This window comes from Candidatus Nucleicultrix amoebiphila FS5 (assembly GCF_002117145.1).
Taxonomy (GTDB): domain Bacteria; phylum Pseudomonadota; class Alphaproteobacteria; order Caedimonadales; family Nucleicultricaceae; genus Nucleicultrix; species Nucleicultrix amoebiphila.
The window spans coordinates 1,453,351-1,468,056 of sequence record NZ_CP008743.1 but is presented as its reverse complement, the minus strand read 5'-3'; the positions used below and the strand labels follow the sequence as shown (position 1 = coordinate 1,468,056).

The window sequence follows — 14,706 nt, the reverse complement described above, 5'->3', positions numbered from 1 at the left end:
GAGCTGAGCTGTTATTTGCGAGAAGACTGAAGCTCTTGAGGATCCTCATCTTCTGTAGAAAATATTTTACGAATAATACCTGGTGTGAGAACAGATAACGGATTCACTGATATTTTAGGCTTCACCATATCCCCACTCATACTATAGCTCACAGCAAATAGTCCTTCGTTTTTGCCACCTGTTAAGAGTTCTCCCAACAAAGGTATTTTATTTAACAACGTATTCAAAAAGTAAGCTGGAATTAAATTGCCTTGTAACGCAAGCTTGCCTTGCTTTGGATAAATAAGGCCAGACACACTAATACCAAGAGAAGTTCCAGCAGCTCTTCCATCCTTTATAAGTAATTTCTCAGGAGTATATTGAAAATTGGCATTAAACAGATTAAACCGCAAACCGTCATCCGAGAAAAGCTCCATAAACCCTGTTGGAAATGCAAGCGTCAAAAGCTTTCCTAAAAGTGGAGCCTTTATAAGAGCAAAATCTTTCAGCTTTATAGTCCCCTGCCAAGGTTCTGTTGTAGGTCCATCATGACTCGCCTTAATTTTTAGCACCCCACCCCTAACATTCTCAGACCAATCCATAATAGACATAAAATTCCCAGCATGATTTGTTGAGAGTTCAAAGGAGCGTTGGTGGTCATTATTCGATTTAAGACGTATTTTTACGAGTCTATTTCCTGCTTGCGCAGAAAGATAAAGATCCCCCTCTAAATGGCGAATCTTATCTTGGCTATAGCCAAGATAGATAGAAGAGTTATGAAACAAACGATGGGGCCCCATATAGAGCTGATCTGCACGTAAACGAATATCTACAGGCCTATCGAAAGTTGTTTGAGAAGATTTTTCAAGATATTCAAGAATGGGTTCAAGATCAAACACAAGCCCATCGAAATAAACTGTTTCAACACCCATTTTGTTTCTTTTTAAATGCAATTTTCCTTCTGTTTTACCTAATTTAAACGACGCAAAGTCAACAGTTTCAAATCCCTTACCTGACTTATCAAATGAACCAGATGCAACCACATTTAAGAGATCTTTAGCAGTGAGTGACAGGTCTTTAAAATATCTTGGCTTGCCATTTTCAAAATCAATCTTCGCCTTAAATTCACCTGGCAATCCTCTTGTTTTTTCAATCCCCAGAATAAATAGATCAACGGGCTCTAGATTACATTTAAAACTCAGATGTGCTTTTTCTCCTTTAGATTGATATTGCAAAGTCAAGGGAGCCTGCCCTTTCAGATTATCCTCCAATAAGAATCCGAGCTTCGCAAGCCCAAAAGAATCAATGGAAGACTCAACCGTCAAAGTGTTTTCTATCTCCAACGCTTCATCAAAATTCTTCTGCCAAGTAATTTTAGCGGGCAATCTATTAATCAATGCCTTACCTTCAGCACTCAATTTGTCATTATTGACTTTTAAGAGAAACTCTCCTTCTTGTAACGTTGCAGGCACTTGCGAAATAGGATTAAGCAACCCAACGCTCGTTAAACGACTCTCGGATTCAATTTTCAACTCTTTAAAAGTCGTTTTCCTTTCCAAGGGAAAAGCCAGATGTAATTTAGTAGTTCCCTCACCACTGCAATGAGCAGGCAAGAGACCTAAACTTTTCGCATAGCCCATAGGCTCATGATCAAGAAGTTGTAAGGCCTCAGAAAAAGGTCCCATAACATCTAGATCGATCGTAATGTTCTGGTCCTTAACATCTAAATCGGTAATCAGAATTTCACCATTTTTAATGTTCTGTTTAAAGGTTGTGCCACTGGTCACAACAATCCGAAAAGTCTTATCATCATACCAAGCTTTACCATTCACTCCTTCAACCATAGGCATTTTTTCAAGATACCGAACACGTGCATTCAATATGTCAATTTCACCATGTAAATCTTTAATATCTACCTTGATTTGATCATCGCCATAATGCACATCGGATTTTAAAACAAGCGTGGCCGCAGGAACCTTTGCTTTCTTAATATTGTTCGTTACCCAATCTCTTGGCACTTCGGCCAAGCCCTTGGGCCACAAAAATTTTAGATCATCAATAGGGACATTTTCTACTCCCCCTATCACATCAACATGAGCCGTTTTATTTTCTCTGTTTAAATCGATCTTTCCTTCAAGATGACCTTGTGCTTCTTTTGAAGTAAAAGTCAAAGTATTGATGCGAATTTGATGGTTCGAGAATTCCCCAGCAAACCTAAAAGCATCAATCGGTAAAGGGCCTTCGAAAATTTTGAGGTTATCCCATTGTCCAGAAGTGCTTTCAACAGATAATTGGAAATTTTCCAATCCCTCTTTCTTTGAATATGTAAGGTCACCCGTACCCGACAAAAGAAGCGTAAGTCCCGTGAGTTTATCTTTATAATTGTTCGATAGGAGAGAGATGAAATTAGCGACAGGTAATTGGGAAAAACTGAGCTCTGCTTTCCAACGACCTTCCTTTGGAGAAAAGTGCATCATCCCACTAATGCTTAAATCTTCCCCCTTAATTTCCACATGTCCTTCGTAGCCATGACGACCACGCGCAAGTCCTAAGTTCACTGTTTGTTTCTGCCAAAAGTGGAATTCTTCTGGGAGATTCTCCACAATCACACGCCCCTCAATAATCTCTATTTTCTTGAGAAAACTTGCAAAATCAGCGTGATTCACAAATTGATCAAGTAAATTTCCAATGAATTCCTCTTTAGATGTGCTTGCAAAAAGAAAGGAGGATTCCTGATCTGGCGCATAAGTCATATTGAGTTCAGGCCTATGAATTTGCATCACTGAAGGCCAAAGACGCCCCTCTAGAATATGAAATAGATTAAATTTCAACTGCATTTCAGGGATTTCAGCAGCGAGCGCCTTTTGATCACCCTTTTTGTAAACCTTAAGCTCTTTTAAACGAATCCTTAGAGGTTTAAAGAATTTTGGCCATTCCAGAGTAGCGTTAGCAAAATGCATTTCTAACCCTGGCGCTAGTTTCTCAAATTCTCGCTCAATAGCTGAAGCATATGAATTAAGTATCAAAGGGGAAGAAGTCAGATACCAGTAAAGCCCTCCCAACATAAGCGCCACCAAAACGCTTAGGAAAGCAGCGGCTTTAATAAAATGCTTCAAAAATTGTCGCAAAATAAGAATAGATAAAGCTCCTAGAAAGTAAGTATTTTTAATACTACCTCGAATTGCCTTTCATTATCAAGATTTCTTACAAAGAGAAGACGATGAATTGATTCAGTAAACAAGACAATAACGCACTGCTTAATTTTTAGAAAATTCTTTTTCCAATCCCATTTGGCGTAAAGCAACTTCCACTGTATTCTGCAAAAGGCACGCAACGGTCATAGGTCCCACACCTCCTGGCACAGGAGTAATGGCCCCTGCTATGTCTTTCACCACGTTAAAGTCAACATCTCCCACAACATCAGACGTCCCATCTGGATGAACCAAATAATTAATCCCCACATCAATCACCAAAGCTCCTGGCTTAACCCAGTTTTTCTTAACTAATTTGGGTGATCCTGCAGCGGCTACAAGAATATCGGCGCTGACACACTCTTCTTCAATATTTTTCGTTTCACGATGAACATAGGTAACGGTACAATCTTCGTTCAACAACAACAGCCCTAAAGGCTTCCCCACTAGATTTGAACAGCCGATGATGACCGCTTTAAGACCTTTTAATGATTTGTAATAGTCTTTAATAAACATCATACATCCCTTAGGTGTGCAGGGAGTAATATAAGGGTTACCTTGTGCAAGCCTTCCCAAATTATAGGGATGCAAACCATCTACATCCTTCTCTAAATCGATTGCTTCGCAGATATCTAAAGGGTTCAGATGATCCGGTAGAGGAAGTTGTACGAGGATGCCATGTACATTTTTATTAGCGTTGAGACGATGAATAAGCTCAATAACCTCTTCACGATGGGCGTTTTCGGGAAGATGATGTTCTTTCGCTTGCATCCCCATTTCTTCAGACTGGCGACATTTTGAAGTCACATAAAGTTTACTCGCTGGATTTTCACCTACACGAATAACTGCAAGACATGGGACAAGGCCATATTTTTTCTGCAAAGAGTCGACATGATTATGTAATTTTCTTTTGATTCGGGCGGCATTTTCTTTACCGTCCAACAGTTGACTAGGCATCTTCACCTCTAAATAACAACTATGGGATTAAAAACTCATGACTCTTAAGGTAAGAAGATCAACCATTCTCTGCAATGAATACAAAGCCAAAATAAGAATTAAAGGTGAGAAGTCGAGCCCTCCAAGGTTAGGTAGCATCCGTCGAATTAATGATAAAACAGGCTCTGTTAGCCGATAAAGCGCTTCAGAAACCATTGAGATAAAGCGATTGTGAGTATTCACCACATTAAATACAATTAACCAGCTCAGAATCACAGAACTAATCACCGCCCATATGTAAAGGTGGATGACCATGCTGATGAGTTCCAAAAGGGGAATTAAAATAATTTTCACTAAACTCTCCCTGGTTATTTCTATCCCTTGAACTATACAGATTTAAGGTTCCATGACAAGAAAATACTGCAGTTCTAGCGTTTAGGCTTCGTTTTATTGTAAAGCGCAAACTGTAAGAGTGCTCTATGATTATTCATTACTGACACCCTAAAATAAGAATCATCGACTTTCTCTCAACACGCCATTTTTAGCGGAGAGTCGTGTAACAATCATGAGTGACAAGAGGATAAGGGCACTCCCTTGATGAGCCAAAGCTAACCCTGAAGGAACTTGGTAAAGCAAGGTCAAAACACCTAGGATAATTTGTACCATCACCATACCGCCAAGACCCCATACCCACTTACTTTCTTTACGATTCAATATCACATAAAAAGCGATTAAACCTAAGACGCTAAAAGCCAACATTCTATGAATAAATTGAACAACACCATGGTTTTCGAAAAAATTACGATAGAAAGGGTGAAGACTCCAAAATCCTTCTGGCAAAACACGCCCATCCATGAGAGGGAAAGTGTTGTATAGAAGGCCCGCCTTGAGACCAGCAACAAAGGCTCCATAGGCTAATGTTAAACATAAAAGTCCTAAAACACTGTAATAGAGCCGTCTTTTTTGCAAAGTATTCCCTTTTACTTTAAAGGCGAGTGCAAGCGTGTAATAAAGCAAAAAAGCGCCGAGCAAAAAGTGCACGCATAGCCGATAAGCGCTCACATGAGGATCATCGATTAAGCCGCTTTTAACCATAATCCAACCAAGAATACCCTGGCTAGCAATCGCTCCCACTAAAATCAACAGAGGCTTTAGATATCGTTGACGTAAACTTGAGATGCTGTAACCATAAAATAAAAGCATCAGAGAAAATAGACCTAAAGCCCTTCCCCATAGACGGTGAATGTATTCTAACCAAAAAATGTTTTTAAAAGACTCCAAATCCATCCATGAATTTACTTTGAGAAATTCAGGTGTTTTTTGGTAAAGCTCAAAAGTATGTTGCCATGCAGCTTTACTTAAAGGAGGAAAAATACCCGAAATTAATCGCCATTCAACAATGGATAACCCTGAGCCAGTAAGACGCGTTGCTCCTCCTATGAGGATCATGATTAAAATCATGCCATAGGCTATAAAAATCCCTAAGGAAAGCAGTTTTTCTGAGCTATCTAACTTTTTAGTCATAAAAACTTATTATAATAAGTACGATAGAAAGCACAATGACAAAGCCCTCTCCAAAATATTTGATAAAAAAAGTATTCTCAAATGAAGGAATTAAGGCTAAAGATGATGTCAGTCATTATTAATCATGAGATCAAGCAATGTCATCAATCAATATTTCTGAGAAATTATTTTTTCAAGACCTCGATAAGTCCGACGCTGAGAATATTGTAAACAACACATTAGAAAGCGCTGACGATGGAGAGCTTTATTTAGAATATTCTCAATCTGAAAGTATGTTTTTTGAAGATGGCATTTTAAAAAAAGCAAGCTCCGATACAGAGCAAGGATTTGGTCTTAGAGCTGTTTCCGGTGAAACCGTTGGTTATGGTTATGGAAATGAAATTAACTCCGCTAACTTAAAATCCGCCTCTGATATTGCACGAACGGCAGTTTCAGCCAAAGGAGGAAAATCACAAATTCCTATGGCTGCTCAAAAAGTTCTTTATCGACCTGACAATCCTCTTGAGAGTATGAGCTTTAATGACAAAATAAATTTATTAAAAGAGATTGATGCCTATACCAGGCACTTAGATAAATGTATACAAAACGTGACGATAGGACTCAGCGCGAATTGGAAAGTCGTTGGGATCATGCGTCAAGATGGTCATTACGTTGCAGACATAAGACCTTTAGTAAGACTGGCAATTCAAGCCTTTGCTAAAAAGGGGGATCGACAAGAAAGTGGTTATTATGGATGTGGTGGTCGTTATAATTATGATGTCCTCTTAAAAGGAAACTCTTGGGAACATGCGGCCGAAGACGCCGTGAGACAAGCTTTGGTTAACCTTGATGCTGTCCAAGCCCCAGCCGGTGAAATGGAAGTTATTCTTGCCCATGGATGGCCTGGAGTTTTACTCCATGAGGCTGTTGGTCATGGGCTCGAAGGTGATTTTAATAGAAAAAAAACTTCTGCTTTTGCTGAATTAATGGGGAAAAAAGTAGCTGCAAAAGGTGTCACCGTTGTCGATGATGGCACCATTCCCGATTGCAGAGGTTCTCTTACATTTGATGATGAAGGAACTCCGACTCAACGCAATGTTCTTATCGAAGATGGGGTCTTAACTGGTTATATGCAGGATCGTCTTAATGCACGTCTTATGAAAACACAGTCAACGGGAAATGGCCGTCGTGAAAGTTATGCCCATGAACCCATGCCAAGAATGACGAATACTTTTATGGTGTCCGGAGATCGATCCCCTGAAGAGATTATCAAATCAACCAAAAAAGGACTCTATGCGGCGAACTTTTCAGGAGGCCAAGTTGATATCACCAACGGTCAATTTGTTTTTTCTGCAACAGAAGCTTATTTAGTAGAAAATGGAAAAATCACACATCCAGTAAAAGGCGCTACATTAATTGGCAATGGCCCCAATGCATTGACTAAAATATCAATGATTGGCAACGACTCACAACTTGATACGGGCACAGGAATGTGTGGTAAGGATGGACAAATGATTCCCGTTGGTGTTGGCATGCCTACAACAAAAATCGCAAACATGACAGTTGGTGGCACCCAGGTTTAATTATTTTAAGAGTATTCCTATGTTAAAAAAAGTTTTCTTTGGCTTTGTAGCGTCATTGATTATAACACTTGCTTTTCACCCTGCTCAGGCCGAAAAAAAACACGGTTTGGCCATGCACGGAGAACCAAAATATCCTAAGGATTTTAACTGCTTTGATGGTGTCAATCCTAATGCCCCTAAAGGTGGAAATCTAAAACTCGCCGTTATTGGCACCTTTGATAGTACCAATCCTTACATCAATAAGGGCACGCCTCCAGCAGGTATTAGTCTGTACAGTGAAAAATTGATCTTTGAGCCTTTGATGAAACGCTCTCCTGATGAGCCATTAACCCAATATGGTTTAATTGCAGAAAGCATTGAAGTCGCCCCTGATCGCTCATGGATTATTTTTCATTTACGTCCTGAAGCAAAGTGGTCTGACGGCACGCCTCTAACGGCAGATGACGTTATATTTTCTCACGCTATTCAAAGAGATAAGGGACGATTTAATTTGAGATCCCTTTATCAGCGGGTTGAAAAATCAGAAAAGCTGAGCACTCATTCGGTTAAATTTACGTTTAAAAAAGACGCTGACGGAACATACGACGCTGAGCTTCCCATTGTGATAGGCATGATGAATATCTTACCTAAACATATTATTGAAAAAGGTGATTTTGAAAAGAATCTCTGGGATCCAGTGATCGGTAGCGGACCCTATCGCGTCAAAGAAATGTCTCTAGGTAAATATATTATCTATGAACGTCGCCCTGATTATTGGGGCAAAGACCTAACAGTTAATAAGGGGCTCTTTAATTTCGACACGATTCGTTATGACTTTTATTTGGATAGTCGTGTTGCGTTTGAAGCCTTCAAAGCAGGAAACTATGATTTTCGTGCGGAATCTGACTACCCTCTTTGGGTCACTGGCTATGATTTTAAAGCTGTTAAAGAGGGGAAAGTCAAAAAGCTTGAGCTTGAACATAAACAGCCCGTAGGGATGAAAGCTTTTGTCTTTAATACACGTAAACCCTATTTTGCCGATCGCACTGTGCGCAAAGCTCTTTTTTATGCTTTTGATTTTGAGTGGTTGAACAAAAACCTTTTACACAATGCTTATACGCGCACGCGAAGCTTTTTCGACAATACCGAGCTTGCCAATACAGCCACCCCTAAAGATCAAGAGCTAAAAATTCTTAATGAATTTAAAGATAAGCTACCCTCTGAATTGTTTGTGCAAGAATTTAACTGCCCTCAAACCGATGCCAGTGGTAAAAATCGCGAAAATTTAAAAATTGCCCGTGAACTTTTAAAAAACGCCGGGTGGGTCTTTAAAAATAATAAGTTGGTTAATGCCGCAACTGGCAAACCTTTCGTGTTTGAGATCTTACTTTACAGCAAGGATGATACAAAAACTGCTCAAGCCTATGCGCGCAACTTAAAGCTACTAGGCATTACGGCCAATATCCGTGTTGTTGACCCAGCGCAATTTGAAAATCGTCGTCTAAATTTCGATTTTGATATGATCATTCACTTTTGGGGACATAGCCTTTCCCCCGGCAATGAGCAAAAACTCTATTGGAATTCGGTTGCTGCTGATACCCCTGCTAGTAGAAACTATGCTGGCGCAAAAGATCCCGTTATCGATGAATTAGCGAAACGTTTGGTCGAAGCAAAAACGCGTGAAGATTTAGTGACTTATGCTCAGGCTCTCGATCGTGTTCTTGTCTGGGGATATTATGTAGTACCCTTATTCCATCAAAATAAGTATTATATTGCTTATTGGGATAAGATAAACCATCCTAAACACATTCCAGGCGCCCCCCTCATGGGCATTTCTTGTCTGTGGTCAAAGGATGCCGAAGAGAAAAAGCAAAAATAATCATAGTCGGGAGGTATTATGGCCGAGGTTAAGAAACATCCATACCATCTTGTAGACCCCAGTCCGTGGCCATTTGTAGGTGCGTTAGCTGCATTTATGCTTACGTTTGGCGGCGTTTTGTTTATGCACAAATCTGGTCCTATTGTTCTTATTGGAGGACTCATTTTATTCGTCATCACGCTTCTGGGTTGGTGGCGTGATGTTATTAAGGAGTCTAAAACTGAACATAACAAGGTAGTGCAAAAAGGCTTTCGCTATGGCATGGCTTTGTTTATTTTATCTGAAGTGATGTTCTTTGTAGCGTTTTTCTGGGCATATTTTGACGCCAGCCTCTTTCCAAAAGAGGCCGTTGGCAATATTTGGCCTCCTAAGAACATTGAGACTCTCGATCCCTTTGATTTGCCTTACCTCAATACTCTCTTGTTGCTCCTTTCGGGCACAACAATCACTTGGGCCCATCATTCTCTTTTAGAAAATGATCGTGCCATGGCGCTAAAACAATTGTGCTTCACTTTTCTGTTGGGGTTTATCTTCCTTGGTGTGCAGGCCTATGAATATAGTCACGCAACCTTTGCTTTTAAAGGTGGCATTTATCCTTCAACTTTTTATATGGCTACGGGATTTCACGGATTTCACGTTTTTGTCGGAGCGATTTTTTTAGTTGTCTGCTGGTTCCGCATGAGACTGGGTCATTTTAAACCAGATGATCATTTTGGTTTTGAAGCAGCTGCCTGGTATTGGCATTTTGTAGACGTTGTTTGGCTGTTTTTGTTTATCAGCATTTATTGGTGGGGGAGTGCTTAAGTTTTTAAGCCTGCTCAGATCTCAAAAAATCCCAACTCTGATGACCGTCGTAGGGTTTTGTATTCTTTTTTCTCTAGGCACATGGCAAATCAAACGTCTCACCTGGAAAGAAGCTTTGGTAAAAGAGATCTCTGAAAGGGCTAAACTTCCCTCTTTAAATGCTCAAGACATGGAAAAACTTACTTCAAGCACATTAGTCTTTCGCGTTGTTGAGCTTAAAGGCCATTTTTTACACGCCTATGAAATGCACCTCCAGAGTCGCCTCTATCAAGGACAAATTGGCTACCACCTGGTTACACCCTTTGAAACAAAATCTGGGAGTCTCTTGATGATTGATCGTGGATGGGTCCCCCTTCACGAACATCCTGCTATTGAAAGACCCTTAGGTGAAGTTTCCCTAAAAGGTCTTGTGCGCCTTCCAGAAAAACCGAGTATGTTTACGCCGTCAAATCAGTATGATCAAAATCATCTCTATTGGATTAGTCCTTCTGAAATTGCTGAGAAGAAATATTTAAAGAATGTGTTGCCAATTTATCTTATCCAGATAGGACAAAATGAAAATGGATATTATCCAAAAATTTCAAACGGTTCTTTTTCTTTACGAAACCTTCATCTTTCCTATGCGATAACTTGGTATAGCCTCTCGATTATTTTGCTGATTATTTATGGTGTTTACATATTCAAGAAAATGCGTTACACCCATCGAGCTTAAATTTTAAGGGGTTTTATGACAACGCGCATCTCAACATTGGCCAACGGCTTAAAGATTGTGACAGACACACTGGATAGTGTGGAGACTGCCGCTATTGGTGTATGGGTGAACGTGGGAACACGTAACGAAAAGACTGAAATAAATGGCATCTCACATTTTCTCGAACACATGGCTTTTAAAGGCACAACCAAACATTCTGCCAAACAAATTGCAGAGCGTATTGAATCTTTAGGTGGACACTTAAACGCCTATACTTCCCGTGAATCGACCGCTTATTATGCCCGTATTTTGGCTGAGAATCTGCCAACAGCTGTCGATACCCTCGCCGATATTTTGCAATTTTCAGTTTTTAATTCCGATGAGCTCGAACGTGAACGTGCCGTCATTCTGCAGGAAATTGGTCAAACCTATGATACCCCAGACGATATCATCTTTGACTATTTTCAAGGAACAGCTTTTCCTGATCAACCCCTTGGGCGTCCTATTCTAGGATCTATTGAGGTCGTTAATAGCTTAACGCGCGAGACCATTAAAGATTATATGCAGCATGCCTATGCAGCCTCACGCATGACATTAGTTGCTGCAGGAAAAGTGGATCATGATGCCCTTGTTGCCATGGCCGAAGAGAAGTTTCAGCATCTTCCCCATGAATCAATCGTTGAAGTAGCACCTGCCAAGTACGTAGGGAATGATTTTCGTCAAGCCAGAGAACTTGAACAAGTGCATGTCGTTCTTGGGTTTCCGGGCGTTGCCTTAGGAGGTCATGATTATTATACAGCGGCTGTTCTCAGCACTCTTTTTGGTGGTGGCATGTCATCGCGCTTATTTCAGGAAGTGCGCGAAAAACGTGGCCTCGTTTATTCTATTTGCGCTTTTGCATCCTCTTATAGTGACGCTGGCCTTTTCGGAGTTTATGCAGGTACTGGGGCCAATGAAGTAAAAGAGCTTATCCCCGTTGTCATCGATGAAATTAATCGTTTACCAGATTCTCTTAAAGAAGAAGAAGTGCAACGCGCTAAAGTGCAATTAAAAGCAGGACTGATGATGGCTCTTGAGAGCACCTCTGCACGATCAGAACAACTGGCGAATCAGATGACAGTTTATGGGAGACCGCTCGCCATTGCTGAAATTATTGATCGTATTGAAGCCGTCAATGTGCAAAATGCGGCCGCTTTAGCCCGTAGCATTTTCGCCAATAAGCCGACTTTTGCAGCCCTTGGTCCTATCCAAAACGTTGAATCTTATGATTGTATTCAAACACGTCTTGGAAAAGATTCCTTGAAGCAAAAAATAGCAATATAGTTTTTTCGCTAACTAAAAAAGATCAACGTTTACCCATAGATCTTTTAAGCATGACCTGCATCAGCGGAAAGTAGATCTGGATCAATGCCCAGTTTTCTGATAGCCCGATGCCAAGTTTGCGTCGCGTCTTCAGCGTAAATAAGGCCATTATCAGGTTCAACAATAAGCCAACTGTTATCATGGAGCTCAGCTTCAAGTTGTTTAGGACTCCAACCTGCATAACCTAAGGCAATGAGATATTCTTTTGGCCCCTCATTTTGACCGATCAATTTCAGCAAATCTAACGTGGCCGTCAGTGATGTTGTTGGAGAAACTTTAACGCTTGTTTCGTGTTGATAATCCGTTGAATGAATGACGAACCCTCGCCCCATTTCAACAGGCCCGCCATAATGAATAGGGCAATTTACTTTTACTTGAGAGTCATCAACTTCCATTTGTTTCAACAAATCCTTTAGATACAAAGAATCAATTACTTTATTAAGAACAATTCCCATGGCTCCATTATTATCATGACCACAAATATAAATTACGCCATGGGAAAATCGCGGATCTTGCAACTGCGGCATGGCTACCAAAAGTTGCCCTGTGAGCGTGCTTAAATTTCTACTGCTTTGAAAATTCGGATTCATTCACAACCTGTTTTTAGAGTATGATTGTTGAAACACACAAGGTATATAGTAAACATGACCAACAACTTTTTTTATAAGTTTTTCGAATATTTTATTATAGCAAGCTTTTTGTTAACGGTACAGGTAACAAGCCTTTTTGCTCAAGAAAAAAATACTGACTCTCCTGGTCATGTTTCCTTAGAACCCACAACAGCAGGATTAGGGTCTGACAACACCATTCGCATCGCCCTTGTTTTCCAACTCAAAAAGGGTTGGAAAATCTACGCCCCCAGCGAGCAAGAGGATTCTTTTTCGACCTATCCTCCAGAAATTGTTTGGAGTCCTCAAAGTAAGAATTTTAAGTCTGCTACCATTATTTGGCCTCCTTACAAGAAAGAGAACTTTGAAGGGTTCAAGGTTAATATCTATGAAGGACGTACGATTTTACCTATCGATATAACCATCCAAAACCCTCATGAACCTTTATTTTTAAAGGGGACACTATCATACCTTGCCTGTAAAGCAACGTGTATCCCCGTTGAAACACCCATTTTACTTTATCTTGCGCCTGGCGAAGCAACTCCTTTAAATCTCAGCGCTCAAGTCAATAAAGCACTTAAGGGAAGTAAACACGACTCTCTTCTTTTTGACGATGAAGAAGGGGAAATGAATCTATGGCTGATGATAGGAATTGCCTTTTTAGGGGGCGTTATTCTAAATTTTATGCCGTGTGTTTTGCCAATCCTAACATTGAAGATTATGACGTTAAAGAAAATTTCACGACATCAGCACGCATTCTCCTATCGATGGCGCTTTTTGTCATCCCTCTCAGGTATTCTTGTTTCTTTTATTATCTTTGCCCTTGGGGCAATTATTTTGAGGGCAATTGAAATTCAAGTGGGATGGGGTATGCATTTTCAAGAGCCTCTCTTCCTGACGTTTATGGCCATCGTCATGACAATATTTGCATGTAATTTATGGGGGTTTTTTGAAATTAACCTTCCGCTAACCTTTAACAAACAAATTGATAGTCTATTAGGACATCATAACGCACACGTAAAAGTATTAACCGGTGATTTTTTCTCAGGCATCTTTGCTACCTTCCTTGCAACTCCTTGTACTGCACCATTTTTGGGTACAGCAATTGGTTATAGCCTATCCAGAGGGCCAATCGAAATTTTGCTGATGTTCTTTACCCTAGGGGTTGGTTTTGCTCTTCCTTATTGGATTGGGTTGATGCTTCCCAGTCGCTTTTTGATCTTACCCAAGGCCGGACCTTGGATGCAAACGATGACCAGAATATTGGGCTTCGGCCTTGCTTTAACGGTTCTATGGATTTTATGGATCCTGAGCGAAGAAGTGAGTTTTCTTGCGACGATCATTTTAAGTCTTTTGTTAGTTGGGCTTTGCATTAATCTTTGGTACCGACGCAATCCAGTTCTAAGTACGGCTTTAATTTTATTTAGTTTTTTCATTATTTTTTTTGGTGACGATCTTCCAGAGGTATGGGAAGAAGACACTATAAACGCCTATGTGACGCCATTTTCTGAAGAAAAGATCCCTGAATTTGTAGCTGCAGGAAAAGTCGTTTTTGTTGATGTTCACGCTAAATGGTGCATTACCTGTCAAGTCAACCATAAGCTCGTGCTACAATCTGAAAAGATCCGTAAATTACTTGCCTCAGACAAAATTGAAGTCATGAGTGCTGACTGGACCAACCGAGATCCCAATATCGCTCACTTTTTAGCACGATACCATCGTTATGGCATTCCTTTTAATATTGTCTTTGGTCCAAGAGCTCCGCAGGGTATTATACTATCTGAACTCTTACAGCAAAAAGAAATTTTAGAAGCTTTAAAAACAGCTGGTTTAAAAGAATAAGAATAGGGAGAGATGCATGCGCTTCATAGTATTGGGAACACTGCTTTTATGTTGGACGAGCTTTCTTCACGCTTCGAAAGAAGAAAATCCTGATGAAAGAATAGGCAAGCAGTCTGGGCCTATAATCGTTTTCCTTGACCGCCCTTCCAATACAGAAGAACTTCCTTTTGATCCGACTCAACTTATGGCTAATGTAAGAAAAATGAACGTTATATTGAAAGAGTGTGATGGGAACCCTAGTGATGCCGAAGTTATGGAAATTGCGCGACTCTTAGGGGTAACAGGCGCAATGCCTACTTCGAGTGTCTCTCCAGAACACAAGAAGTAAACTAAAATATCAACGGAGATA

The 14,706-nt window shown here is 40.3% G+C and carries 12 protein-coding genes; 7 read left to right on the top strand and 5 right to left on the bottom strand.

Going from position 1 to position 14,706, the window contains the following annotated elements:
- Nucleotides 1–11: 11 nt before the first annotated feature.
- The 4 genes from GQ61_RS07270 to GQ61_RS07255 all read right to left on the bottom strand — a co-directional run bounded on the left by GQ61_RS07270 (nt 12) and on the right by GQ61_RS07255 (nt 5,630).
- Nucleotides 12–3,095, bottom strand: coding sequence for a YhdP family protein (locus GQ61_RS07270; protein WP_085784692.1), 3,084 nt, complete (start codon nt 3,093–3,095; stop codon nt 12–14).
- A gap of 141 nt (nt 3,096–3,236) precedes the next feature.
- Complete coding sequence (gene folD, locus GQ61_RS07265; protein WP_085784691.1) at nt 3,237–4,127, bottom strand: bifunctional methylenetetrahydrofolate dehydrogenase/methenyltetrahydrofolate cyclohydrolase FolD; 891 nt, start codon at nt 4,125–4,127, stop codon at nt 3,237–3,239.
- Nucleotides 4,128–4,154: 27 nt separating this feature from the next.
- Nucleotides 4,155–4,460, bottom strand: coding sequence for a YggT family protein (locus GQ61_RS07260; RefSeq protein ID WP_198157310.1), 306 nt, complete (start codon nt 4,458–4,460; stop codon nt 4,155–4,157).
- Nucleotides 4,461–4,619: 159 nt separating this feature from the next.
- Entirely contained in the window at nt 4,620–5,630 is a 1,011-nt protein-coding gene (locus GQ61_RS07255; RefSeq protein WP_085784690.1) for a COX15/CtaA family protein, read from the bottom strand.
- 137 nt (nt 5,631–5,767) lie between these two features.
- Here GQ61_RS07255 and tldD point away from each other — a divergent pair, with 137 nt between their 5' ends.
- From tldD to GQ61_RS07230, 5 genes are read left to right on the top strand one after another with little or no spacing between them, the layout of a single operon-like run.
- Nucleotides 5,768–7,192, top strand: a complete 1,425-nt coding sequence (tldD, locus tag GQ61_RS07250; protein WP_085784689.1) for a metalloprotease TldD — start codon at nt 5,768–5,770, stop codon at nt 7,190–7,192.
- A 19-nt stretch (nt 7,193–7,211) separates the two neighbouring features.
- Nucleotides 7,212–9,050: an extracellular solute-binding protein gene (locus GQ61_RS07245; RefSeq protein WP_085784688.1), complete on the top strand. Its 1,839-nt coding sequence runs from the start codon at nt 7,212–7,214 to the stop codon at nt 9,048–9,050.
- A gap of 18 nt (nt 9,051–9,068) precedes the next feature.
- Entirely contained in the window at nt 9,069–9,854 is a 786-nt protein-coding gene (locus tag GQ61_RS07240) for a cytochrome c oxidase subunit 3 (RefSeq protein ID WP_085784687.1), read from the top strand.
- Nucleotides 9,847–10,566, top strand: coding sequence for an SURF1 family protein (locus GQ61_RS07235; protein ID WP_085784686.1), 720 nt, complete (start codon nt 9,847–9,849; stop codon nt 10,564–10,566). Before GQ61_RS07240 ends, GQ61_RS07235 begins: the two co-directional genes overlap by 8 nt.
- Nucleotides 10,567–10,581: 15 nt before the next feature.
- Nucleotides 10,582–11,868 carry a M16 family metallopeptidase gene (locus GQ61_RS07230; RefSeq protein ID WP_085784685.1) on the top strand — a complete coding sequence of 429 codons (1,287 nt, stop codon included), beginning with the start codon at nt 10,582–10,584 and terminating at the stop codon, nt 11,866–11,868.
- Between the two features lie 44 nt (nt 11,869–11,912).
- Here the strand turns inward: GQ61_RS07230 and GQ61_RS07225 are convergent, their stop codons facing one another.
- Nucleotides 11,913–12,497: a YqgE/AlgH family protein gene (locus GQ61_RS07225; RefSeq protein ID WP_085784684.1), complete on the bottom strand. Its 585-nt coding sequence runs from the start codon at nt 12,495–12,497 to the stop codon at nt 11,913–11,915.
- Between the two features lie 54 nt (nt 12,498–12,551).
- On the opposite strand from GQ61_RS07225, the gene GQ61_RS07220 reads away from it, so the two are divergent.
- Nucleotides 12,552–14,357, top strand: a complete 1,806-nt coding sequence (locus tag GQ61_RS07220) for a protein-disulfide reductase DsbD family protein (protein ID WP_085784683.1) — start codon at nt 12,552–12,554, stop codon at nt 14,355–14,357.
- Nucleotides 14,358–14,373: 16 nt separating this feature from the next.
- Nucleotides 14,374–14,685 (top strand): hypothetical protein, encoded by a 312-nt coding sequence (locus tag GQ61_RS07215; RefSeq protein ID WP_085784682.1) that lies wholly within the window; start codon nt 14,374–14,376, stop codon nt 14,683–14,685.
- Nucleotides 14,686–14,706: the final 21 nt, after the last annotated feature.

Bases quoted from the DNA above. Each gene is read 5' to 3' on its own strand.
- folD (WP_085784691.1), bottom strand. From the start codon at position 4,127: ATGCCTAGTCAACTGTTGGACGGTAAAGAAAATGCCGCCCGAATCAAA.
- GQ61_RS07255 (WP_085784690.1), bottom strand. From the start codon at position 5,630: ATGACTAAAAAGTTAGATAGCTCAGAAAAACTGCTTTCCTTAGGGATT.
- tldD (WP_085784689.1), top strand. From the start codon at position 5,768: ATGTCATCAATCAATATTTCTGAGAAATTATTTTTTCAAGACCTCGAT.
- GQ61_RS07245 (WP_085784688.1), top strand. From the start codon at position 7,212: ATGTTAAAAAAAGTTTTCTTTGGCTTTGTAGCGTCATTGATTATAACA.
- GQ61_RS07240 (WP_085784687.1), top strand. From the start codon at position 9,069: ATGGCCGAGGTTAAGAAACATCCATACCATCTTGTAGACCCCAGTCCG.
- GQ61_RS07230 (WP_085784685.1), top strand. From the start codon at position 10,582: ATGACAACGCGCATCTCAACATTGGCCAACGGCTTAAAGATTGTGACA.
- GQ61_RS07225 (WP_085784684.1), bottom strand. From the start codon at position 12,497: ATGAATCCGAATTTTCAAAGCAGTAGAAATTTAAGCACGCTCACAGGG.
- GQ61_RS07220 (WP_085784683.1), top strand. From the start codon at position 12,552: ATGACCAACAACTTTTTTTATAAGTTTTTCGAATATTTTATTATAGCA.
- GQ61_RS07215 (WP_085784682.1), top strand. From the start codon at position 14,374: ATGCGCTTCATAGTATTGGGAACACTGCTTTTATGTTGGACGAGCTTT.